Consider the following 22088-nt stretch of genomic DNA (forward strand, 5'->3'; position numbering starts at 1 on the left):
ACAGTCAGCGCTTTTGCTGCCTCTCCTTACCGATGGCCACCACCGGGCCCTGCTTTGGTCAGTCAGCAGGGACGGGCAGGCTCCGTACTCCCCACACCCCCGGCGAACCAGGCCGGGCCTCGAGCGGTGCGAGAACGGGGAGGAGTCTAGGGGAGATTTCGAGGGTGGGGATAACTTCCCTGAAAGACACCAAGCATGTCATCCCGGACGTATGCCCGGCCCTGTGCCGGGCGGAGATCCGGGACCCATACGCCCGGTGCTGGCCGGAAGAAGGCGCGGCGTGGATACCGAACCTGCTCTCGTCCAAATCCCGCGCTTATGGGTCCCGGCTCTGCAGCCCGCCTGCGCGGGCTATCCGGCCGGGATGACAACTCGATCCATTTCGTTCCGCCAAACCCGGCGCTCCTACTCCTCCGGTCGCTCATACCGCCCCACGACACCTTCCGTCAGCGAGCCGATCCACAGATTTCCGGCCTCGTCCGGCACGACATTGGCGATGAAGCCGAAGCGGCCGTCGGGGTCGTGGAAGCTGTCTCGATAGGTGCCGTCCTCGTCCATTTCGAGCAGAAAACCGGCCGGCGTGCCGGCGCGCATCCAGACGGCGTCGGGCAGTTTGGTGACCATGCGGGTGAGGACCGGGTTTTCATGCAGGATGCGCAGGAGCGGGACGCGCTGCGTGTCCATGGCGATGTAGAGCCGGCCCGTGCCGTCGCCCATCAGCCCGTCCGGAATGCCGGGCAGATTGTCGTCCACGATCTCGACCTCGCCGGTGCGCGGGCCTTCGAGCCAGTAGCGCGAGAGACGGTATCGATAGGTCTCGAGGAAGAAGACGGATCGATTGTCCGCCGCCATGGCGACGCCGTTCGCGAAATAGAGGCCGTCGACGAGCGTGCGAGTCTCGCCGGTCGCGGGGTCGAAGGCGAGGAGGGCGCCATAAGGGCGGTTCTCGGCCATGTCGAGCTGGTAGGAGGGCGCGTCGGAGCGGTTGGCCCATTTCCAGCTGGCCTCGGTGAAATAGATGGTGCCGTCCGGTCCGATATCGAGATCATCCGCGAAGCCGAGCGGCCGTCCGTCGATGCCGGTGCGGGTCAGGGTTTCGACCTCGCCGGTCGCCACATCGACGCGATAGAGACCGTCCGAAGCGGCGACGACGAGCCGGCCTTCGGCATCCCATTGCAGGCCGAGGGCCGGCAGGTCGGAGACCTGCCCCACGGTTTCCGCGGACCATGCCCCGGCCTCGCCGCGGACGAGGCGGACCACGCTGCCGCTGTGCTGGCTGGCATAGACGGTGCCGTGCGGGTCGAGCGCGATGTCTTCGGAATTTTCGATCAGGCCCTCGCCGATCAGTTCCGCCTCGGCAAGGCGGCCGCGCGGTTCGAGGACGCCTGTGAGCGCCGGCGCTTCCGGTTCTTCCCAATAGGCCGGGTCGACGCGGCTGGGCCAGGCCGTCCAGACCAGGATGAAAACGACAAGAGCTGTCAGGATTGCCAGAATGCCGCGCATGATTTTCCCCCCGAAACCGCGAGCCGGTCCGGCTCCTGGCCGGGAGGATGGCAAATTTCATCGCCAGCGCAAAGCGATACCGAAGACAGCCTCCCATGACGCGGGTGTCGTTTCGGTGTAACCCGGACTGGTCCCGGGCTTGCACGCCCGGGCGGGACTGACCCGAAAGCAATCAAGCGGCGAGGAAGACCGGTGACACGCATCGTACCCGTAATCATGTCCGGCGGCTCCGGCACCCGGCTCTGGCCGCTCTCGCGCCTGGCCAGTCCGAAGCAGCTGCACGCCCTGGTCTCGGACATGACTATGGTGCAGGAGACCGTGCGCCGGGTCGCGACGACGGACGAGGGTTTCAGCTTCGAGCCGCCGCTCATCGTGCTCAATGCGGCCCAGCACGATCTCGCTCGCCATCAGCTGGAAGTTCTGGGCGTGGAAGCCTCGCATTTCGTGGTCGAACCCTTCGGACGCAATACGGCCCCGGTCGCGGCGGTCGCGGCCGAGGTGGTGCGTCAGCAATACGGCGAGGACGCACTCGTTCTCCTGCTGCCCGCCGATCACCACATCAAGGACGATGTCGCCTTCCACAGGGCCGTGGCCGCCGGTGCGGAGCTCGCCGCGGACGGCCATATCATCACCTTCGGTATCCAGCCCGATCGCCCGGAGACCGGCTATGGCTATATTCGTCGCGGCGCGGCGGTCGGTGCGGGTTATGCGGTCGATGCCTTCACCGAGAAGCCGAACCGGGAGCGCGCCGCGCACTTCCTGGAGGACGGTCGCTATTACTGGAATGCGGGCATGTTCCTGTTCGGCGTCGGCACGCTGGCCGAGGCCATGCAGCGCGATTGCCCGGACGTGCTGGAGGCGGCGCAGACGGCCGTTCGCGAGGGACGCCGCGTCGACGGCAAGATCCTGCTCGACGAAGCCGCGTTCGCGAAATCGCCCTCCATCTCCTTCGACTATGCCGTCATGGAGCGTACCGACCGCGCGGCCGTGGTGCCGGCGGATATCGGCTGGTCCGATGTCGGCTCCTGGGAGGCGCTCTGGACCATCGCGGAGAAGGACCAGGACGGCAATGTCGCCCGCGGCGACGTACACCTGCTCGACAGCCGCAATTCCTATGTCCTGAGCTCCGGCCCCCATGTCGGCACGATCGGGATCGAGGACATCGTCGTGGTGGCGACCGGGGATGCCGTCCTCGTGACGCGCCGGGATCGCAGCCAGGACGTCAAGCGCATCGTCGATGCGCTGAAGGCCGGCGAGCGCTCCAACCTGTTGTGACGCCGTCCTGAACAAGGCGGTTCTGCCGTCGCCAGTGGCCTTTCCCGGGCAATCTTTGTAAGGAAAGCGCCTCATATCCGCAGGAAGAGGGGAAACCGACCATGGCCGGACACTCCAAATGGGCCAATATCCAGCACCGCAAGGGCCGTCAGGACGCGGTGCGCTCGAAGCTGTTTTCGCGCTTGTCGAAGGAAATCTCCATCGCGGCGAAAATGGGTGGCCCCGACCCCGACGCCAATCCCCGCCTGCGCCTCGCGATCGCAAACGCGAAGGGCCAGTCCATGCCCAAGGACAATATCCAGCGGGCCATCGACAAGGCATCCGGCGGCGAAGGCGATGATTTCGAGGATATTCGCTATGAGGGCTTCGGTCCGGCCGGCGTCGGCGTGATCGTCGAGGTCTCCACCGACAACCGCAATCGGGCCGCCGCGGAAGTGCGCACCGCCTTCGCCAAGAATGGCGGCAATATGGGCGAGACCGGTTCGGTCGCCTTCATGTTCGATAATGTCGGCGAGATCCGCTACCCGCTCTCCAAGGCGGACGAGGACACGATGATGGAGGCCGCCATCGAGGCCGGCGCCGAAGACGTGACCTCCGAAGAGGGCGATGAGGACAATGAGGGCGAACACGTCATCTACACGGCTCGCGAGGATTTGATGGATGTCGTCGGCAGCCTGTCCGAGAAATTCGACGACCCGTCCTCCGCCAAGCTGATCTGGAAGCCGCAGAACCTCATCGAAGTCACGGGCGACAAGGTCGCGACCCTGATGAAGATGATGGAAACGCTCGAGGATTGCGACGACGTCCAGAACGTCTATGCGAACTTCGATGTTTCCGACGAGGACATGGCCGCGCTAGGTTGATGCCGGGGAAGCAACCGGCGAGCGCGACGCATGGCTGACGGGGCACAGCGCCTGAGCGAATGGGGGATCGGAACGGCGCTGCCGTTCTGGCGCGGGCGCGGCTGGGATGCCCGTCATGGCGGCTTCCTGGAATCGCTCGATCTGGCCGGCAATCCGGTTGATGGCGATGTCCGGCGCGTCCGGGTGCAGGCCCGCCAGGTTCATGTTTTCGCGCTGGCCCATGCGGCCGGCTGGGTCGATGCGCTCGACCTGGCCGAGGAGGGCTTCGCCCTGCTCAAGCAGCGCGCCTGCAGCCCCGATGCACGGCCGGGCTGGGTGCATACGCTGCATCCCGACGGCCGCGCGGAAAATCCCGCCCGCGATCTCTACGACCACGCTTTCATCCTGCTCGCCCTGTCCTCGCTCTACCGGGTCACGGGCAAGTCCGATTACCTGACCGAGGCGGCGGAAGTTTTCGGCTTTCTGGACGGCTGGATGCGGTCTCCGGCCGGCGGTTTCGAGGAAGCGATCGGCGCCGGACGCCTGCCGCGGCGACAGAACCCGCACATGCACCTTTTCGAGGCCCTGCTCGACTGGCACCAGACTACGGGAGACCCGATCTTCCTCGAGCGTGCCAGGGTCGTTAAGGCCCTGTTCGACCGCGTCTTCTTCGATGCGGACACGGGCGTCGTCCGTGAGTATTTCGAGGCCGACTGGTCACGTATTCCCGGACCGAAAGGCGAGACCATCGAGCCCGGGCATATGTGCGAGTGGATCTGGCTGCTCGATGCCTATGCACGCCAGACCGGCGAGGCGTTCGATACGGCGGGCGATGCGCTCTACGAACAGGCGATCCGGCGCGGCTGCAATCCGCAGACGGGTCTGCTTTATGCCGAGATCGCGCCGGACGGCACCGTCACCGAACCCTCCTCGCGAATCTGGACCCAGACCGAATGGGTTCGTGCTGCCATCATCCGCAAGCGCCATGGCGAAGCCGATGCGGACGCCGCGCTGGCGACGGCCTGCGAGCGCCTGTTTCATTACCACCTCGACCCGGCCGTGGCCGGCGGCTGGATCGACAAGGTCGACGCCGATGGCAAGCCGCTCTCGAAGGTCATGCCGGCGAGCATTCTCTACCATCTCTTCGGGTGTCTGACGGAATTGTCCTTACCGGCAGACACCGGTCCGGAAGTCCGCTTGTGATGCGGCCCAGCTGCACCTAACGTGAGCCCTCCAACCGCTGGTCAGGATGATCTCTTGAGCTTCACAGACATCGCTTCTCATGCCGCTCGCCTCCGGGGCGAGTCGCTCCGCTCGCTCGTCGACGCCGACCGTGACCGTAGTGACGCCTTCGTCTGGCGTGCTGCCGGTATAGAGCTTGATGCCAGCAAGCAGCGGCTCGATGCGGAAGCGCTCCAGGCCCTGATCGCTGTCGCACGGGCATGCGGGCTGGAAGCGCGCCGCGATGTGCTGCTCTCCGGCGGCATCGTCAATGAAACCGAGGGTCGCCCGGCGCTGCACACCGCTTATCGGGGCGGGGACCGGTCCGGCGATTCCGGGATTGCGGATTTCGTGTCGCAAAGCCAGGACACCACGCGTGCCTTTGCCGAGCGGGTGCGGAGCGGCGAATTCCGTCCGTCGGGCAAGCCGGTTTCCCGTGTGGTCAATATCGGGATAGGCGGATCGGATCTCGGACCGCGGCTGGTCGCCGACGCCCTGGCGGATTTCGCCTCGGGCGGTCCCGAAATGCGCTTCGTCGCGAGCCTCGACCCGAGCGACCTGGCGCATGCGGTGGCAGGCTGCGATCCGGAAACCCTGCTTTTCATCGTCGCATCCAAATCCTTCTCCACCCAGGAAACGCTGATGGGAGGCGAGGCGGCGCGCGACTGGCTGGCCGGACATGTCGGCGAGCGGGCCGGGGCCCATTTCGCCGCGGCCTCGGCGGCGCCGGACAAGGCCACCGCCTTCGGCATCGATCCGGATCTGGTCTTCGATTTCCCCGACTGGGTCGGCGGGCGCTATTCGGTGTGGAGTGCTGTCGGGCTGGTGCTTCAGATCGGTCTGGGGCCGGACGTGTTCGATGCGCTGCGCGCCGGTGGCCGGGATATGGACGAGCATTTTGCCTCCGCGCCGCTGGACAAGAACCTGCCCGTGATCAAAGGGCTGATCGATGTCTGGAACCGTGTCGGCCTGGGCTATCCGAGCCGCTGCGTTGCCGCGTATTCGGCGCGGATGGGAAAACTCGCCGACTATTTCCAGCAGCTGGAAATGGAATCGCTCGGCAAGTCGGTCACGCAAAGCGGCGCGTCCGCGGCAACGCCAGGCGGCGCTCTCGTCTGGGGGGGTGCGGGTACGGAAATCCAGCATTCCTTCTTCCAGTGGCTGCACCAGGGCGGCGATATCGCCCCGGTCGACTTCATCGGCATTCGCCGCCACTTCGCCAGCGCGGACCCGCGCGAGCGGGCGCTGGCCGCGAACATGGCCGCGCAGGGGGCGGCGCTGCTCTGCGGCCGCGATGTGGACCCGGCTGCCGAGCCGGATCTGGCGGCGCACAAATCCATGAGCGGGGAACGTCCCTCGTCGACGCTTTTGCTCGACGATCTGACGCCCGAGACGCTCGGCGCTCTTATCGCCTTGCACGAACACAAGGTTTTCGTCGAAAGCGTGATCTACGACATCAACCCGTTCGACCAGTGGGGCGTCGAGCTGGGAAAAGTTCTGACCAAGGGGATTTTGGACGGCGACATATCGAGCTATGACGCCTCCACAAAGGCCCTGCTTGAGCGTACGGGCCTGACCGGCGACTAGTCGCGCATACGGCGGTCAGGCTCGAAGCAAGCGCCCCGAATTGCAGTGCATGGAGAAAGCACGCATGACATCTTCGACCGGAACCAGCCTCAGCCGCATGGCGAACGCGATCCGCGCCCTGTCCATGGACGCCGTCCAGGCGGCCAATTCCGGCCATCCCGGCATGCCGATGGGCATGGCCGACGTGGCGACGGTGCTCTGGTCCCGGCATCTGAAATTCGACCCGGCCGCGCCCGCCTGGGCGGATCGCGACCGTTTCGTGCTGTCGGCCGGTCACGGCTCCATGCTGCTCTACTCGCTGCTCCACCTGACGGGTTTCGAGGACATGACGCTCGAGCAGATCAGGAATTTCCGCCAGCTCGGCTCCATCACCGCCGGTCATCCGGAATACGGTCACACGCCTGGCGTCGAGGCGACGACCGGGCCGCTGGGGCAGGGCATTTCCACGGCGGTCGGCATGGCACTGGCCGAGCGCATGCTGAATGCGCGCTTCGGCGACGATCTGGTCGATCACCGCACCTGGGTCATCGCCTCGGACGGCGATCTCGAGGAGGGCATCAGCCACGAGGCGATCTCGCTGGCCGGCCATCTCGGCCTGAACCGGCTCTGCGTGCTGTGGGACGACAATGAAATTTCCATCGACGGCCCGACCGAGCTTGCCGAGTCGACCGATGTGCTGAAGCGTTTCGAGGCGGCCAACTGGTCGGTCTCCCGCATCGACGGTCATGACTACGACGCCATCGACGGGGCGATCGAGGCCGCCAAGTCCAGCGACAAGCCGGTCCTGATCGCCTGCCGCACGACGATCGGTTACGGCGCGCCGACGAAGGCAGGTACGGCCGGTTCGCACGGCGCTCCGCTGGGCGACGAGGAGATTGCGGGCACGCGCAAGGCGCTCGGCTGGGAATACGGGCCGTTCGAGATTCCCGACGATGTCTACGAAGCCTGGCGCGCCGCCGGATCGCCGGAGGCTCATGCCGCCTGGCGTGACCGCATCGCCGAGTCCGAGCAGTCGGACGATCTTGTCGCCATGCTGTCCGGCGAGCCGGGTCAGAACGAACTGACCGCGCTCGAGGCCTGGCGTCAGAAAGTGGCCGAGGACCGTCCGGACCTCGCCAGCCGTGCTGCCGGCGGCAAGACGCTCGAAGCCATTATCGGCGACTGGCCGTCCTTGGCGGGCGGGTCGGCCGACCTTGCAGGCTCGAACCTCACCAAGACGCCTGGCGTGGGTGTGGTGAAGGCGGGCGATTATGCCGGCCAGTACATCCATTTCGGCGTACGCGAGCACGGCATGGCGGCCTGCGCCAACGGCATGGCGCTGCATGGCGGCTTCCGGCCGCATGTCGCCACCTTCCTCATTTTCGCCGACTATTGCCGTCCCTCGATCCGCCTGTCGGCGCTGATGAACCAGCCGGTGATCTATGTGCTCACCCACGACTCGATCGGTCTGGGCGAGGACGGCCCCACGCACCAGCCGGTCGAGACGCTGGCCTCGCTGCGCGCCATTCCGAATGTCGAAGTGTTCCGGCCCGCCGACGCGCTGGAAACGGCCGAGGCCTGGGAGGCGGCGCTGACCCGTCTGGACGGCCCGACCATTCTGGCGCTGTCGCGTCAGAAACTGCCCTTCCTGCGCGATGATGACGGGCGCGACAATCGCTCGGTGCGTGGCGCCTATATCATCCAGGATACGGAAAGCACGCCGGACGTCGTTCTGATCGGGACCGGGTCCGAGCTGGCGCTCGCGGTCGAGGCGGCGGCGGAGCTGGCGAAGGATGGCATCCAGGCTCGCGTCGTGTCAGCGCCCTGCGTCGATCGTTTCCTCGCCCAGGAGAAGTCCTATCAGGACAGCGTGCTGCCGGACGGCGTTCCCTGCGTCGCGGTCGAGGCGGCCCTGCGCTATGGGTGGGATGCCCTGATCGGCCGCAAGGGCGCCTTCGTGGGCATGACGGGTTTCGGCGCAAGTGCGCCGGCCGGCACGCTTTACCAGCATTTCGGGATCACGGCCGATGCGGTCGTCTCCGCCGCGAAAGACCTCATCGCGGACTAGCCGCCTGGTAGCGGATTGACTAAGAACGGGCGGCCCGCCGGGCCGCCCGTTTTGCATTGCGCCGATTTCGCACGGTCAGACGGGAATGGCGAGACCGAAGGCGTGCAGCTTGCCGAGGGCCTCGCGGGCGCCGTCCTCGTCCATCTGATCGAAACTGGCCAGCGAAATTTCGCCGCCGTCGAGCAGGGTATGCAGGGCCGGTTCGGCGGTGCCGGGGAAGCGGACTTCGCCGCCGGCCGTGATGATCACGACATCCTCGCCATCTCCGGCCAGGCGCCAGGGCACGAAGGGACGCAGGCGGAAGCGCTGCTCCGCATCGCCTGAGCGGCGATAGCCGGTAATCGTGCCTTGCGTATCGGGTATGCGGGAGCGGATGAAATTGTCGACGAAGAGATCCATCGCCCCGTCGAGCTCAGCGTCCTTCGCGATAACGTCGATCAGCCTGGCGAAATGGGCTTCCGATTGCGCCCGGTCATAATCGGGCCGGGCAAATCCGGCGGGCAGGGCCTGGCGGAATTCGGAGTGGCGCAGAGCCACTTCCGAGACGACTTCCAGCATCAGATCGGCCCAGGTCTTCACGATCAGGCCGAGCGTGATGTGGAGGGAGGGCTGATCGCCATGCGTTGACGCGTCGTGCATCAGGCCGCGCGGCACATAGATGCATTCGCCCGCCTTGAGCACGAATTCCTCGGTCGGCTCGCCGACCGGGTGATCGCCGGGGCGGAAGCCTTCACCGCGATAGGGGTTGGCCACCGGCGTATCGTAGAAGCGCCAGAGCTTCTCGCCCTCGATTTGCATGACGAAGACGTCGTGATCGTCGTAATGCGTGTTGAAGCCCTGATAATCGGGCGGGGTCAGATAGATATTCGTCTGAACATGGCAGGACAGGACGGACTCGACCGCGCGGCAGAAGGCGCCCAGGACCGGGTCTTGCATGTGGAGCTGCGGCAGGATCAGCGTCGCGCCCTGCCGGAAGAGGTTGGCGACCGCACCCTTGTCCACACGTCCGTTTTCGAAAATGAAGGCATCTCGCGTCAGCGGCGGATCGGTGCGCGCCATGTCCAGGGAGTCGGCGCCGAGATCGAGACTGGCGACGAGCGCATCGATACGGTCGAGCGAGAGCAGGCCCGAATAGCGATCCGGCTCGTCGCGATGGGCGATCAGCGCCTTTTTCTCATGATAGTCGCGAAAAAATGTGTCCGGATCGACCGGGTCCACGAGCGCGCGGATCGGATCGTTCAGCCAGAGCGGTGTATCGGTCATGTTTCCCCCCGAACCTGGAAAATGCAGGTCTGGTACTCACTGTGAGGCGGTTCCGGCGATGTCTGCAAGGGGCGCATTGCCGCACGTGGACTGAAGCGGGTGACGGCGAGGGCGCGAAGAAAATCCCGCCCCGCAAGGTCATGCGGAGCGGGATGATCTGTTCGCCGGACGGTCTGGATCAGCAGCGCCGGCCCCGGCCCACCGGGTCGGCATAATTGCCCCCATCGCTATCCGTGCAGGACCCGCCGCGACCGCCGCCGACCGGGTCGGCATAGTTGCCCGAATCGCTGTCGGTCACGCCGGTTCTGCGGCCGCCACGGCCACCGCCCACCGGGTCTGCATAGCTGCCCGAGTCACTATCGGTGATACCCGTCCGCCCGCCGCCGCGACCGCCGCCGACCGGATCCGCATAGCGGCCCGTATCGCTGTCGGTCACGCCGCCGCCACGCCCGCGGCCCACCGGGTCGGCATAGGCCCCGCTGTCGCTGTCGGTGATGCCGGAGCTGCCGCGTCCGCGACCGACGGGATCCGCATAGCTGCCCGTGTCGCTGTCGGTCACGCCACCGCCGCGTCCCCCGCCTACGGGGTCCGCATAGGCACCCGTATCGCGATCGGTAATGCCGCCGCCGCGGCCATTGCCGGCCGGGTCCGCATAGCGTCCGGAGTCACTGTCCGTAATGCCGGTGCGGCGTCCGCCGCGCCCCCCGCCGGCGGGATCGGCATACGGTCCCGAATCGCTGTCGGTATAGCCGGTCGTCGCGCAGCCCGAGACGATGCCGGCAGCACCCGTCGCGAGACCGGCACCGGCCACCTTTCCGAGAAACGAGCGGCGGCTGAGCTTTCCACGTTTCGCCATGGAAGCCTCCCTGTGCCTGATCTAGCAGCGGTCTCCGCGGCCGACGGGATCGGCATAGCTGCCGGTGTCGCTGTCGGTGCAGGAACGGCGCCCGCGTCCGCGGCCGACCGGGTCGGCATAGGAACCGCTATCGCTGTCGGTGACGCCGGAGCTGCCACGGCCATTGCCGGCCGGGTCGGCGTAGGTGCCGCTATCGCTGTCGGTGACTCCTGAACGACCGCGGCCATTGCCGGCCGGATCAGCATAGGAGCCGCTATCGCTGTCGGTGAGGCCCGAACGACCACGGCCATTGCCCGCCGGATCGGCATAGGAGCCACTATCGCTGTCCGTAATGCCGGATCTGCCCCGTCCACGTCCGGCCGGGTCGGCATAGGAACCGCTGTCACTGTCGGTGACCCCGGAATTGCCGCGACCGTAACCGGCGCGATCGGCATTGGCGCCGCCATCGCTGTCGGTGCGGCCGGTACGGCCATAGCCGCCGCGATCGGCATAGGAACCGCTATCGCTGTCCGTCTGGCCGGTGTAATTCTGTGCGGAACCCGTCCCCGTAACGACGGAAGCGGCACCTGTCGCAACCGCCGCGCCTGCGACGCGCGTCATGAACGAGCGCCGGCTCAGCTTGCCCTTCTTGGCCATTCAACTCTCCTGCCTGTTATCCCGGCCGCCCCCAAGCAAGCCGGTCCGTCCCTCGGCGAATTCGATTGCGGCGAGCCACGGGCCCGCCGGTCCGTGCGCGTGCCTAGAGGCTCGGACCGCGGCCACGGCCGCCCGGATCCGAGCAGCCCTGCGAGTCGCTGTCGGTATAGCCGGTATTGCCCCGTCCGTAGCCGCCAGCATCGGCGCAGGCGCCGCTGTCGGAGTCGGTCACGCCGGTATAGCTGCGGCCGTGATTGGCGTAGTCGCTCGGATCCGAGTCGGTCACACCGGTCCGCGGTGTCGCGTCCACCGGATCGGCATCGGCCCCGCGCTGCTGCAGGATCGCCGCACCGGCGACCGTGCCGACAGCGCCGGTTGCAACAACACCACCTGCGACGCGAGTCAGAAATGAACGCCGGCTCAGCTTGCCTTTTTTGGCCATGATCTTTGGTCTCCCCTGATCCTCTGCCCGTCCCCATGAGCAGATATGAAACTTTCCATGAGTTTAAGCGGCGGCGTAACAGGGGGTCAAATACTACTAGAAATAATAATAATACTATAATTCAAGCAGTTGCAGGAATGTTTGAGAGTTGTTCTCAAATATAGTGTGTTTGCGACTTATTCGCATGCTGTACCGAGCCACGGCCAGAATGTGCAGTGGCTGTCCGTTCACGTCTTGTTCCGCATGCCCGATTGATGCTAACTGTCGGACAGATATTGGGGGCGGCATGAGCAAACCAGTTCGGATTATCGGTATCGACCCGGGCCTGCGCCGGATGGGCTGGGGCGTGATCACGGTCGATGGCAGCCGGCTGAGCGCTGTCGCGCACGGCGTTGTGACGCCGCCGACCGATGCCGCGCTCGCTGTCCGGCTCTCCCATATTTTCGACGCCGTGACCGAGCTGGTCCGTGAGCACGAACCGCACGAGGCGGCGATCGAGGAAGCCTTCATGGCCAAGAGTGCGATCTCGGCGCTGAAGCTGGGGCATGCCCGGGCAGCAGCGCTGCTGGCGCCGGCCCAGGCTGGTCTCCCGGTCGCCGAGTACGCCGCCAAGCTGGTGAAAAAGTCTGTGGTCGGTACGGGGGCGGCCGACAAGGCGCAGGTCGCCGCAATGATGTCGATCCTCCTGCCCGGAACCCAGGCGAAGGCCGATGCAGCCGACGCCCTGGCGATCGCCATCTGTCACGCTCATCACCGAAAGGCCGCACGCATGGGGACAGCTGCATGATCGGAATACTGACCGGCACGGTGTCAGCGCTCGGGGCCGATGAAGTCGTGCTCGACGTGAATGGTGTGGGTTATCTCGTCGGTGCGGGGAGCCGCACGCTCGCACGGCTGGAAGTCGGCGCGCGGGTTACCCTGCATATCGAAACGCATGTGCGCGAGGACGCGTTCCGGCTTTACGGCTTTCTCGACGATATCGAGCGTGCCTGGTTCGTTCACCTTCAGAATATCCAGGGCGTGGGCGCCAAGGCGGCTTTCGCCATCCTCGACGCGGTCCCGGTCAGCGAGATCGCCAATGCAGCGGCGCTCGGCGACAAGGCGACCTTCTCGCGCGCGAAGGGCGTCGGGCCGAAACTGGCCACGCGCATCGCCACAGAACTCAAGGACAAGGCGCCGCCCCAGGGGCGCAGTTTTTCCATCGGTCTGCCTGTCCATGATGCCGGAGAGGGGGGGAGCGACAGCCCGTCCGCGACGCCGCAGAGCGCCCCGGCCGCTTCGGCTGCGGCGCGCGACGATGCGGTCTCGGCACTCCTCAATCTGGGCTATCACGAAACGCTGGCCCGGCAGGCGGTCGCGACCGTGCTGCGCGAAACCGGCGAGGACGCCCCGCTGGGGGATGTGATCCGCAGCGCCCTGAAAGAGCTCGCCCCGTGACCGCGCTGAGAGGGAAGTTTGAGTGCCGCTGCGATCAGGCTAAACCGGTAAAGCAATGAGTGATGCGCCCCTGCCTTCCGACGCCGACCGCCTGGTCGACCGCGAACAGCAAGCCGGCGACGGCCGGGACCGTGCGCTGCGTCCTCTCAGTTTTTCCGATTTCGTGGGTCAGAAGGCCGCGATCGCCAATCTGAGAGTCTTCGTCGAGGCCGCCCGCCGGCGCGAGGAATCGCTCGACCATGTCCTCCTGTCCGGGCCGCCCGGGCTGGGCAAGACCACGCTGGCGCAGATCGTTTCGCGGGAATTGGGCGTAGGCTTCCGGGCGACGTCCGGACCGGTCATCGCGAAGGCCGGCGACCTTGCGGCCATCCTGACCAATCTCGAACCGCGAGACGTGCTCTTCATCGACGAAATTCACCGGCTCGCCCCGGCGGTCGAGGAAATCCTCTATCCGGCGATGGAGGATTTCTGTCTCGACCTGGTGATCGGGGAGGGGCCGGCCGCGCGGACGGTCCGGATCGAGCTGCCGCCTTTCACGCTGGTCGGTGCCACCACCCGCGCCGGGCTCCTGGCGACGCCGCTTCGCGACCGTTTCGGCGTGCCCGTGCGCCTCGAATTCTACGACGAGGACGAGCTCGCTTTCATCGTCAGCCGCGCGGCCGCGAAATTCGGTATCGAGGCGACCGGAGACGGTGCACGAGAGATTGCCCGGCGCGCCCGTGGCACGCCACGCGTTGCCGGCCGTCTGCTGCGCCGGGTACGGGACTTCGCCGAGGCCGAGGACGCCACCGAGATTTCGCGCGAGGTCGCCGACCGGGCGCTGAAGCGGCTCGAGGTCGACGAATTCGGCCTCGACAGTCTGGACCGCCGCTATCTGAAAGCGCTGACGTCCAGCTTCGGTGGCGGGCCTGTCGGCGTGGAGACGCTGGCCGCAGCCCTCGCCGAGGCGCGCGATGCGCTGGAGGATGTGGTCGAGCCTTTCCTGATCCAGCAGGGTTTCATCCAGCGCACGCCGCGCGGCCGCATGGCCGCCGCCCGCGCCTGGGAGCATCTCGGCCTGACACCGCCGCAATCGCAGGCGCCGAACCCGTCCGGCCTGTTCGGGAAGTAAGCCATGACCGACCCTCTCGAGCCCACCGCCGGCCTGTTCGGCGCGGACAGGATCCATCGCCTGCCGGTGCGGGTCTATTACGAGGACACGGACTTCACCGGCGTCGTCTATCACGCCCGCTATCTGCATTTTTTCGAGCGCGGCCGCACCGACAGCCTGCGCTGTCTCGGCATTCATCATTCCGATCTCGCAGAGAGCGATGCCGGGCTCGCCTTCGCTGTTCGCCGTATGAATATCGAATATGTCCGCGCGGCGCGGGTCGATGATGCGCTCGTGGTCGAGACTCTCTACCGGCCCCAGAAAGGTGCCCGGCTGATGATGGAGCAGCGGCTCTTGCGCGGTTCCGAACTGATCGCGTCCGCTGACGTCCAGGCGGTATGCATCACGACCGGGGGGCGGGCCGTGCGCCCTCCGAAGAGCATGGTTGAAGCATGGTCGGGTTTCGTTTTACAACCAGACGACGGCGCCTGATTCATCCCTGATTGCAGACGGATATCGTCTTGCGCCGCACGGCAAGTCCGTTTAGCCCTGAAAGCGGACAGGGAGTGTGCTTTGGACGAATCGGACCCGGCTGAAACCCCGGGAAGCGATGAGAATGCCGGCAGGACGGCGCCGCCGAACTTCGAGTTCCAGGTAGCAAGAGTCCTGCGTGACGGACCCTGCACATTCTTCCAGTCCATAAACGAACCCCCCGACAGTGCCACTGGCTGGTGGTCGATGAGCCTGATCCGCGAAGCCGAGGACGGCCGCGTCTCCGTGCTCCGGCAGGTGTCGGCGCAATACCACCAGGCCGAATTTCCATGCGCCGAAATGGCGGGGATCGGCTATCCCACAGGCGATGCGGCCGATACGCGCCGCAACAAGGTCGTCGTGCGCAGATTTACCCGGGCTGTCATGGACGAAGCGGGAGCCGAGGTGATCGACAAATATGTCGACCGCGACGTCTTCGTCTCCCATGCGCCGGAACGGTGTGCGTCGCCAGCCGGGTATGACGAAATCATCGAGCGGCGTCGTCCGCGGGCCGGCAAGGTTTATCACGGCGTGGACAATCTGGTCGGAGAAGGTGATTTCGTCGCTATATTCAGCTGCTTCGACGAGGGCGGGCAGTTCTATCGCGCCTGTGATCTCTTTCGGCTGAATGCCGGTCGTATCGTCGAGCACTGGGACGTCGTTCAGGAGGTCGCGCCCTATTCGGTGGCCGATAATGACGATACCTGAGACTGTCTCGTGGCTGCCGTCCTGAAATTGGCCTCATTCCCTAGGCACTGCGCTTGCGGTATGTCTGCCCCTTGGGAAACGGGCACGCCGCGTGCATGGTATCGATCCAGGCGGCGGGCGCGTCCCGCAGGGGGAATTGAAGTCAAAGGGTAGCTTCATGGAGTCATCGGTCGTCGACGTCACGCAGGCGGTGGAGGGTTTTTCCTTTTTCGCTCTGTTCATGCGCGCGGACTGGGTCGTCAAGGGCGTGATGGGCATTCTGGCCTTCATGTCGGTCTGGTCCTGGGCGGTTGCCATCGACAAGGCGCTGCAATTGCGCGGCCTGCATGCGAAGGCAAAGGTTTTCGAGCGCGAATTCTGGTCCGGCCGCTCGCTCGATGCGCTGGCCGAGCAATTCGCCAAGTCCCCGCGCGAGCCGTTCAGCCGGGTCTTCTCGGCCGGACTTCGCGAGTGGAAAGGCGCCCGCGCCGGCGGACGCGTCAACAAGGCTGCCGGAGCCGAGGCCGGACGTCAGATGACGGAGTGCGAGAACGGGCTGGGGATCCTCGCCAGTATCGCGTCCGCGGCCCCCTTCGTCGGCCTGTTCGGTACGGTCTGGGGCATCATGAATGCCTTCCGCTCGATCGCGGCCTCGCAGGACACCAATCTCGCCGTCGTCGCGCCGGGCATTGCCGAGGCGCTGTTCGCGACCGCGCTCGGCCTCCTCGCTGCCATCCCGGCCGTCATCTTCTTCAACGCGCTCTCTGCCAATCTCGCGCGTTACGGCGCCAAGCTGGACGGTTTCGTCGACGAGCTGGCGGCGCTGGCCGACCGGGAAAAGAGCTGAACCATGGCGGTGTCGCTGGATAGCGGCGGCTCCGGCCGCGGCCGGGCCCGCTGGAAGCCCAAGGCGGAGATCAATGTCACGCCCTTCGTGGATGTGATGCTGGTCCTGCTCATCGTCTTCATGATCACCGCGCCGCTGCTCACAGTCGGCGTGCCGGTGCAATTGCCCGAAACGGAAGCGCGCAATCTTCCCGCCGGGGAGGAGCCGCTGACCATTACCGTGACGACGGACGGCATGATCTATCTGCAGGAAACCGAAGTGACGCTCGAGGAGCTGTCGCCGCGCCTGCGGGCCATTGCCGGAACCGGGTTCGATGCGCGCATCTATATCCGCGCCGACGGTGCAGCGGCCTATGAGGACGTGGCGCGCGTCATGGCCAATATCAGCGCGGCCGGTTTCACCAATCTGGGCCTGGTTACCGACCCTATAGACCAATAACGGATCCCTCGTGCGTGGTCTCGTTCTCTCTCTTTTCGTTCACGCGGGCATGCTCGCGGCCGGGCTGATCTATCTGCCCCGGGCCGCGCAGCTGCTCGATGCCACGCCGGTCGTGCCGATCGAGATGGTGACGATCGCGGAGACCACGAATATCCGCGCGGCCGCACCCGAGCCTGAGCCGGAACCCGAGGAGACGCCCGAGGAGACGATCGAGGACGAGATCGAGGCGCCGGCGCCTGCACCGGAACCCGAACCGGAACCCGTCGAGACCGAACCGGAAATCATCGACATCGCGCCCACCGAGGAACCGGAGCCCGAGCCTGAACCCGTCGAGCCGGAACCCGAGCCCGAACCGGAGCCGGAACAGCCGGAGCGCCAGCAAACGGTCCAGCCGGAAGCCCCGGAAGAGACGGAGCCGTCCCTGTTCGACATGCTCGGCAATATCGAACGTGACGTCGCCGAGGCGCGTCAGTCGCAAGGCTCTCCCGAAGAGGGCGAGACCCGCGATGCCGTCGGCAATGCCAGCGCCATGACTGCGACGCTGCGCGATCTCATCAACAGCCATATCGTCCGCCAGCGTTGCTGGCGCATGCCGCTGGATGCGCCCTATCCGGAGGAGCGCGTGGTAACGATTACCATGCGGCTCAATCGCGACGGCACGCTGGACGGGCCGCCGGAGCTCGACGAACGCCGTACCCGCGACCGCAATGACAGCTTCCGCGACGTCATTCGCGAGCGAGCCCTGCGGGCCGCCGTCGAATGCGCCCCTTATCCGCTGCCGGCAAACCAGTACAATCAATGGCGCCTTATTCGGGTCAATTTCGGCCCGGATAACGCCTCGCAACAATGACCTCAAATGGAGCCAGCCTCATGACCCGACTGCTCTTCGTCGTTTCGGCAATGCTCACCGCGCTCGTCTTCGGGGCCGCGGCGCAAGCCCAGGAACCGCTCGAGGTCGATGTCACGCAGGGACATCTCGATCCGCTCCCGATCGCGCTGCCCGAATTCACCGGCCAGTCCGACGAAGCGCTCAGCCGGGGTGCGGACATCACGCGCGTTGTCACCAACGACCTTGCCAGTTCCGGCCTCTTTGCGCCGGTCGATCCGGATGCCTTCATCGAGGATATCGAGAATATCGATCTGCGCCCGCGCTTTTCGGACTGGCGCGTGATCAATGCCTCGGCGCTGCTCGTAGGCAGCGTGACCATCCAGGAAGACGGCCGCCTCGTGGTCGCCTTCCGGCTCTGGGATACGCGCCTGGAAGAGCAATTGCTCGGCCTGCAATATCGCACCGCGCCCGAGAACTGGCGCCGGGTCGCGCACAAGGTCGCCGATGCCGTCTATCAGCGCCTGACCGGCGAGGCCGGCTATTTCAACACGCGCATCGTCTATGTCGCCGAAGGCCGCAACAGCGAGGGCGAGCCCATTCGCCAGCTCGCCCTGATGGACCAGGACGGCGCCAATCCGTCTTTCCTGACCGACCGCTCCTATATGGCGCTCCTGCCCAACTATTCGCCGAGCGCGCAGGAAATCACCTATGTGTCCTTCATCGACGGCCAGGCGACGACCTATCTCTACGATCTGGAAACCGGTCGTCAGGAGGCGCTCTTCGCGACCGGAGGCCGCGGGATGATCTCGCAGGTCGAGCCGGACGGGCAGAGCCTGTCCGCCCGCTTCTCGCCGGACGGATCGCTTCTCGCCGTCTCGGTCGAGCGCGCGGCCGGCCACGATATCCATCTCTTCGATCTGCGCTCGCGGACGCTGCAGCGTCTGACCCAGCATCCCGCGGACGATGTGGAACCATCCTTCTCGCCGGACGGCGAACGGATCGTCTTCTCGTCCTCGCGGGGTGGTGGATCGCAGCTCTACACGATGAACCGCGACGGTACCGATGTTCAGCGCATCACCTTCGGTGGCGGCCGCTACACGACCCCGGTCTGGTCGCCGCGAGGCGATCTGATCGCCTTTACCAAGCAGGAAGGCGGCACGTTTTCGCTCGGCGTGGTGCGCGCGGACGGCTCCGGAATCGAACGCATTCTCTTCGAGGGATATTTCGTCGACACGCCCGCCTGGTCGCCCAATGGCCGCGTGCTGCTGTTCACGCGCGGGGAACCACGCGCCAATGGTACGCGTTACGAGATCTGGAGTATCGATCTGGCCGGGTTCAACCTGAGGCGGTTGGCGACGGGCGGAATGGCATCCGACCCGGCGTGGTCGCCCTTGATCGAATAAGCTTTTTCTGCGTAACGTTTACTCCGGTAAACGGCGCCAGTGGGGGGGCCGTAGTAGTATTCATGCTTTACGAGGCATGTTCGAGAGTACGCCACAGGCGCATTGGGCCTGGGCCGGATGAGGGTGTAACACCATGAAGATCAAACTGTTTGCCATTGCGGCGCTGGGCGCCATCGCAACGGCCTGTGCGTCGACGCCGCCGGTAGAGGAAGCTTCGATTCCGCAGCCGGAACCGGAACCGCAAGTCACCGAAACCACCGAGCCGATGGGTCCGGTCGAAGGGTCCCGCGAGCACTTCGTCGAGACCGCGGGCGACCGCGTCTTCTTCGACCTCGATCGCCACGACCTGTCGAACGAAGCACGCACGGTGCTGCGTCGCCAGGCGGCCTGGCTGGCCAGCTATCCGGGCGCTCGCATCATGATCGCCGGCAATTGCGACGAGCGCGGCACGCGCGAATACAACCTCGCCCTCGGCGCTCGCCGCGCCAATGCGGCCCGCGAGTATCTCGTGAGCCAGGGTGTCGATCCGTCGCGCATCAACACCACCTCCTACGGCAAGGAGAACCCGACCTGCACGCAGTCCAACGAGACCTGCTGGGCGGTCAACCGTAATGCCACGACCACCATCGTGGACGGCTACACCAACTAGGTGACGGCCGGAATGACCTGGAAGCGCCCGTGACATCCGTCGCGGGCGTTTTCCGTTCGGCGGCAGGCAGGGGCTGGTCCCGGTCGGGTGGTTCGCCGTATTTTTGCCGTGCTCGCAAACCAAGGTGTGCACCATGATCCGTATGTTCAGTCTTATCGCCATTGTCGCCGCTACCGCCGTGACAGTGCCCGCCCATGCCCAGTCGCGCCGTGAACTGGCCGAGCGCATCGATGCGACGGAAGTGCGCATCGGCGAGCTCGAAGACCAGTTCATGGCCGGCGACCCGGTCGCCGAAACGCTCATGCAGCGCATGGATGCGCTCGATTTCCAGGTCCGCGAGCTGACCGGCGAGACCGAGCGTCTCGCCTTCGAGAACCGCCAGCTGCGCCAGCAAGTCGAATTGCTCCAGGCTGAACTCGATGCAGCGCGCGCGCCTGTCGAGGAGGTTCCCGTGGACGATGAGGCTTCCGCCTGGATGAGCGAAGGTCTCAATGGCGATGAGATGACCGACGACGGTGACATGACGGAGGTCGACGCGTCGGATGAAATGGGCGCTCCCGCAGATCCGATCGCCCGTGCTCGCGCCGAGGCGACCGGCACGCTTGGCGGTGGTCCGGTGGACGATACCAGCGATATCGGTGACGAGACTATGCTCGCGGAGGCCGCGCCGGTCGATCCGGCCACGGTCTATTCCGATGCCCGTGCCCGACTTCTCGACGGTGATTTCGCCGGGGCCCAGTCCGGTTTCGAGACCTTCGTCAACGAACACCCCGAGCATGCCCAGGCCGGCGAGGCCTGGTACTGGCTCGGCGAAACCTTCTTCGTCCGCGACGACTTCACCGATGCGGCGGATGCCTATATCGCCTCGCTGCGCTCCGCGCCGGAAGGCCCGAAGGCGCCGGATGCGCTGGTACGGCTGGCAGCCTCCCTCTACGGGCTCGGCCGGCAGGACGATGCCTGCGCGACACTGGCCCGTTTCGGCCGCCAGTTCCCGAACGCGTCCGCCGAGTCCCGGCAACGGGCCGCGCGGGAATCCGTGCGCGCGAACTGCCGATAGGTGCCGGACGCTCTGCGATCGCATGTCTTCGAACAGCTTGACCGTCTGACCGGAGAGGGCCGGCGTCTTGCGCTGGCCTATTCCGGCGGCGGCGATTCTCACGCCCTCCTGTGCTTTCTGGCCGATTGGTGCCACGCGCGAGACCGTGACGCCCTGGCCCTGACCGTGGACCATGGACTGCGCACGGAAAGCGCGGCAGAGGCGGTTCTCGCGGCTGAGCGCGCCGAACGGCTGGGCCTGACGGCGCGCGTCCTCCGCTGGCAGGGCGACCCAACTGGCTCAGGCATCCAGGCGCGTGCCCGGATCGCCCGGCACAGCCTCCTGGCGCAGGCCTGCCGGGACGAGGGCATCGATACGCTGCTGACCGCCCACACACTCGACGACCAGGCGGAAACCGTCTGGATGCGACTGGCGGCCGGCGGTGGCTGGCGGGCCTGTGCAGGCATGGAGCCCCTGTCGCCGTCGCCGGTCTGGCCGGAAGGCCGCGGCATCCGCATCGCCCGGCCGCTCCTGGACATACGGCGCGAGGCGCTTCGCGCCGAACTCGCCGTCCGAAACGAGACCTGGATCGAGGATCCGTCCAATGAGGACCGGAAATTCGAGCGCGTTCGCGTGCGGCAAAAACTGGCGGAGTTTGAGCGTGGAGGGTTCCGGACCGAGCGGCTTGCCGAACTGGCCGCGACGATCAGGTGTCTGATCGCGGCCGAGCGCCGCGCCGCGGTTCGACTTGCCGAACGGGCTGTCCATTTCGAGAGTTGGGGGGGAGCGCGGCTTGATCGCTCGCTGTACCGGCGTGCACGACCGGTTGTCCGCCGGTGTCTCCTCAGTGCTGCCTGCCTCTCCGTATCCGGGGCGGCGCATCCCCCCGGACAGGCCGCCCTCGATCGTCTCGACAAGGCCTTGACCGGGGGCGAGGAGACGACCGCCGCCGGCGTACGCATTCTGGACTGGCGCGGGGGCTGCTGGGTCGTCCGCGACCGGGGCGCCGTGCTCGGACGGGCTGACGGAACGCCCGGTGCAGGCGTGGTGCGATCGGGCGAGACCGACACCGTCTGGGACGGGCGGTTCGAGGTCGAACTTGTTCAAGCGGGACTGGAAGCCGCCAGTCTGGGCGACAGTTATGCCGGTCTGGACGACCGGTCGGTTCTGGACGTCGTGCCCGGCGCGGCTCGAAGCGGATTGCCGGCAATTCGGGAACGGACTGGCAATGAAACCGTGTTATCGTCGGATAATCGGGTTGTTGCCATTGCTGGACTTCTCTCTCCGCCCGAGGCTATCGGCTGCATCAAGCCGCTGGCCGCGCAGAGGTTTTGGGAACGTCTCGGCGGAACTCCGGAAACAGCGGGACTTCGCCTCGGCGAATCTCCCGTGACCACTGCGTGAACGGGTGGCAAGCGGGGCGCGGAATGCCCATATCTGGTCTCGAGACCGAGACAGTCTGAACGGAT

General features: G+C 66.1%; 22 protein-coding genes. 17 read left to right on the plus strand and 5 right to left on the minus strand.

The annotated features are described in order from the left end of the window. Positions 1-405: 405 nt before the first annotated feature. On the minus strand, positions 406-1503 hold the full coding sequence (locus AC13HB_RS04990; protein ID WP_482948630.1) for an SMP-30/gluconolactonase/LRE family protein: 1098 nt from the start codon (positions 1501-1503) through the stop codon (positions 406-408). A gap of 192 nt (positions 1504-1695) precedes the next feature. On the opposite strand from AC13HB_RS04990, the gene AC13HB_RS04995 reads away from it, so the two are divergent. The 5 genes from AC13HB_RS04995 to tkt all read left to right on the plus strand — a co-directional run bounded on the left by AC13HB_RS04995 (position 1696) and on the right by tkt (position 8475). After that, on the plus strand, positions 1696-2778 hold the full coding sequence (locus AC13HB_RS04995) for a mannose-1-phosphate guanylyltransferase/mannose-6-phosphate isomerase (RefSeq protein WP_482948631.1): 1083 nt from the start codon (positions 1696-1698) through the stop codon (positions 2776-2778). Positions 2779-2879: 101 nt separating this feature from the next. Continuing rightward, positions 2880-3641 (plus strand): YebC/PmpR family DNA-binding transcriptional regulator, encoded by a 762-nt coding sequence (locus AC13HB_RS05000; RefSeq protein ID WP_482948632.1) that lies wholly within the window; start codon positions 2880-2882, stop codon positions 3639-3641. Positions 3642-3671: 30 nt separating this feature from the next. Continuing rightward, on the plus strand, positions 3672-4823 hold the full coding sequence (locus tag AC13HB_RS05005) for an AGE family epimerase/isomerase (RefSeq protein WP_482948633.1): 1152 nt from the start codon (positions 3672-3674) through the stop codon (positions 4821-4823). 54 nt (positions 4824-4877) lie between these two features. Next, entirely contained in the window at positions 4878-6428 is a 1551-nt protein-coding gene (gene pgi, locus AC13HB_RS05010; RefSeq protein WP_482948634.1) for a glucose-6-phosphate isomerase, read from the plus strand. Between the two features lie 64 nt (positions 6429-6492). After that, a complete protein-coding gene (tkt, locus tag AC13HB_RS05015) occupies positions 6493-8475 on the plus strand; it encodes a transketolase (RefSeq protein ID WP_482948635.1) in 1983 nt (660 codons plus the stop codon). 75 nt (positions 8476-8550) lie between these two features. Here tkt and AC13HB_RS05020 read toward each other — a convergent pair whose 3' ends face one another. From AC13HB_RS05020 to AC13HB_RS05035, 4 genes are all read right to left on the minus strand, one after another. Further along, entirely contained in the window at positions 8551-9738 is a 1188-nt protein-coding gene (locus AC13HB_RS05020; RefSeq protein WP_482948636.1) for a cupin domain-containing protein, read from the minus strand. Positions 9739-9916: 178 nt separating this feature from the next. Further along, positions 9917-10594 (minus strand): hypothetical protein, encoded by a 678-nt coding sequence (locus AC13HB_RS05025; RefSeq protein ID WP_482948637.1) that lies wholly within the window; start codon positions 10592-10594, stop codon positions 9917-9919. 21 nt (positions 10595-10615) lie between these two features. After that, positions 10616-11230, minus strand: a complete 615-nt coding sequence (locus AC13HB_RS05030) for a hypothetical protein (protein ID WP_482948638.1) — start codon at positions 11228-11230, stop codon at positions 10616-10618. A gap of 103 nt (positions 11231-11333) precedes the next feature. Further along, positions 11334-11672 (minus strand): hypothetical protein, encoded by a 339-nt coding sequence (locus AC13HB_RS05035; RefSeq protein ID WP_482948639.1) that lies wholly within the window; start codon positions 11670-11672, stop codon positions 11334-11336. 286 nt (positions 11673-11958) lie between these two features. On the opposite strand from AC13HB_RS05035, the gene ruvC reads away from it, so the two are divergent. The 12 genes from ruvC to tilS all read left to right on the plus strand — a co-directional run bounded on the left by ruvC (position 11959) and on the right by tilS (position 22023). Then, entirely contained in the window at positions 11959-12459 is a 501-nt protein-coding gene (gene ruvC / locus AC13HB_RS05040) for a crossover junction endodeoxyribonuclease RuvC (protein ID WP_482948640.1), read from the plus strand. Then, the gene (gene ruvA, locus AC13HB_RS05045; RefSeq protein WP_482948641.1) at positions 12456-13109 is read left to right on the plus strand and encodes a Holliday junction branch migration protein RuvA; all 654 of its coding nucleotides are present in this window, start codon (positions 12456-12458) and stop codon (positions 13107-13109) included. Before ruvC ends, ruvA begins: the two co-directional genes overlap by 4 nt. Before the next feature lie 55 nt (positions 13110-13164). Next, on the plus strand, positions 13165-14220 hold the full coding sequence (gene ruvB / locus AC13HB_RS05050) for a Holliday junction branch migration DNA helicase RuvB (protein ID WP_482948642.1): 1056 nt from the start codon (positions 13165-13167) through the stop codon (positions 14218-14220). A gap of 3 nt (positions 14221-14223) precedes the next feature. After that, positions 14224-14691: a tol-pal system-associated acyl-CoA thioesterase gene (gene ybgC / locus AC13HB_RS05055; RefSeq protein WP_482948643.1), complete on the plus strand. Its 468-nt coding sequence runs from the start codon at positions 14224-14226 to the stop codon at positions 14689-14691. An 81-nt stretch (positions 14692-14772) separates the two neighbouring features. Further along, positions 14773-15438 (plus strand): nuclear transport factor 2 family protein, encoded by a 666-nt coding sequence (locus AC13HB_RS05060; protein WP_482948644.1) that lies wholly within the window; start codon positions 14773-14775, stop codon positions 15436-15438. Positions 15439-15595: 157 nt separating this feature from the next. Then, positions 15596-16264, plus strand: coding sequence for a protein TolQ (gene tolQ / locus AC13HB_RS05065; RefSeq protein WP_482948645.1), 669 nt, complete (start codon positions 15596-15598; stop codon positions 16262-16264). A 3-nt stretch (positions 16265-16267) separates the two neighbouring features. Next, entirely contained in the window at positions 16268-16702 is a 435-nt protein-coding gene (locus tag AC13HB_RS05070; protein ID WP_482948646.1) for an ExbD/TolR family protein, read from the plus strand. Positions 16703-16712: 10 nt separating this feature from the next. Beyond that, on the plus strand, positions 16713-17552 hold the full coding sequence (locus AC13HB_RS05075; protein ID WP_482948647.1) for a cell envelope integrity TolA family protein: 840 nt from the start codon (positions 16713-16715) through the stop codon (positions 17550-17552). 20 nt (positions 17553-17572) lie between these two features. Continuing rightward, on the plus strand, positions 17573-18934 hold the full coding sequence (gene tolB / locus AC13HB_RS05080) for a Tol-Pal system beta propeller repeat protein TolB (RefSeq protein ID WP_482948648.1): 1362 nt from the start codon (positions 17573-17575) through the stop codon (positions 18932-18934). Positions 18935-19067: 133 nt separating this feature from the next. Further along, positions 19068-19583 (plus strand): peptidoglycan-associated lipoprotein Pal, encoded by a 516-nt coding sequence (gene pal / locus AC13HB_RS05085; RefSeq protein WP_482948649.1) that lies wholly within the window; start codon positions 19068-19070, stop codon positions 19581-19583. A 133-nt stretch (positions 19584-19716) separates the two neighbouring features. Next, positions 19717-20640, plus strand: coding sequence for a tol-pal system protein YbgF (gene ybgF / locus AC13HB_RS05090; protein WP_482948650.1), 924 nt, complete (start codon positions 19717-19719; stop codon positions 20638-20640). Next, positions 20641-22023, plus strand: a complete 1383-nt coding sequence (tilS, locus tag AC13HB_RS05095; RefSeq protein ID WP_482948651.1) for a tRNA lysidine(34) synthetase TilS — start codon at positions 20641-20643, stop codon at positions 22021-22023. It abuts the gene before it with no gap. Positions 22024-22088: the final 65 nt, after the last annotated feature.

It is taken from the genome of Maricaulis sp. B-26 (assembly GCF_056857855.1).

What these genes read in the sequence shown, in the direction of transcription:
- AC13HB_RS05000 (WP_482948632.1), top strand. Translation starts at nt 2,880, where the DNA reads ATGGCCGGACACTCCAAATGGGCCAATATCCAGCACCGCAAGGGCCGT.
- ruvB (WP_482948642.1), top strand. Translation starts at nt 13,165, where the DNA reads ATGAGTGATGCGCCCCTGCCTTCCGACGCCGACCGCCTGGTCGACCGC.
- AC13HB_RS05035 (WP_482948639.1), bottom strand. Translation starts at nt 11,672, where the DNA reads ATGGCCAAAAAAGGCAAGCTGAGCCGGCGTTCATTTCTGACTCGCGTC.
- tolB (WP_482948648.1), top strand. Translation starts at nt 17,573, where the DNA reads ATGACCCGACTGCTCTTCGTCGTTTCGGCAATGCTCACCGCGCTCGTC.
- ybgF (WP_482948650.1), top strand. Translation starts at nt 19,717, where the DNA reads ATGATCCGTATGTTCAGTCTTATCGCCATTGTCGCCGCTACCGCCGTG.
- AC13HB_RS05025 (WP_482948637.1), bottom strand. Translation starts at nt 10,594, where the DNA reads ATGGCGAAACGTGGAAAGCTCAGCCGCCGCTCGTTTCTCGGAAAGGTG.
- AC13HB_RS05005 (WP_482948633.1), top strand. Translation starts at nt 3,672, where the DNA reads ATGGCTGACGGGGCACAGCGCCTGAGCGAATGGGGGATCGGAACGGCG.
- ruvA (WP_482948641.1), top strand. Translation starts at nt 12,456, where the DNA reads ATGATCGGAATACTGACCGGCACGGTGTCAGCGCTCGGGGCCGATGAA.
- AC13HB_RS05020 (WP_482948636.1), bottom strand. Translation starts at nt 9,738, where the DNA reads ATGACCGATACACCGCTCTGGCTGAACGATCCGATCCGCGCGCTCGTG.
- pal (WP_482948649.1), top strand. Translation starts at nt 19,068, where the DNA reads ATGAAGATCAAACTGTTTGCCATTGCGGCGCTGGGCGCCATCGCAACG.
- AC13HB_RS04990 (WP_482948630.1), bottom strand. Translation starts at nt 1,503, where the DNA reads ATGCGCGGCATTCTGGCAATCCTGACAGCTCTTGTCGTTTTCATCCTG.
- AC13HB_RS05030 (WP_482948638.1), bottom strand. Translation starts at nt 11,230, where the DNA reads ATGGCCAAGAAGGGCAAGCTGAGCCGGCGCTCGTTCATGACGCGCGTC.
- tkt (WP_482948635.1), top strand. Translation starts at nt 6,493, where the DNA reads ATGACATCTTCGACCGGAACCAGCCTCAGCCGCATGGCGAACGCGATC.
- ybgC (WP_482948643.1), top strand. Translation starts at nt 14,224, where the DNA reads ATGACCGACCCTCTCGAGCCCACCGCCGGCCTGTTCGGCGCGGACAGG.
- tolQ (WP_482948645.1), top strand. Translation starts at nt 15,596, where the DNA reads ATGGAGTCATCGGTCGTCGACGTCACGCAGGCGGTGGAGGGTTTTTCC.
- AC13HB_RS05070 (WP_482948646.1), top strand. Translation starts at nt 16,268, where the DNA reads ATGGCGGTGTCGCTGGATAGCGGCGGCTCCGGCCGCGGCCGGGCCCGC.
- ruvC (WP_482948640.1), top strand. Translation starts at nt 11,959, where the DNA reads ATGAGCAAACCAGTTCGGATTATCGGTATCGACCCGGGCCTGCGCCGG.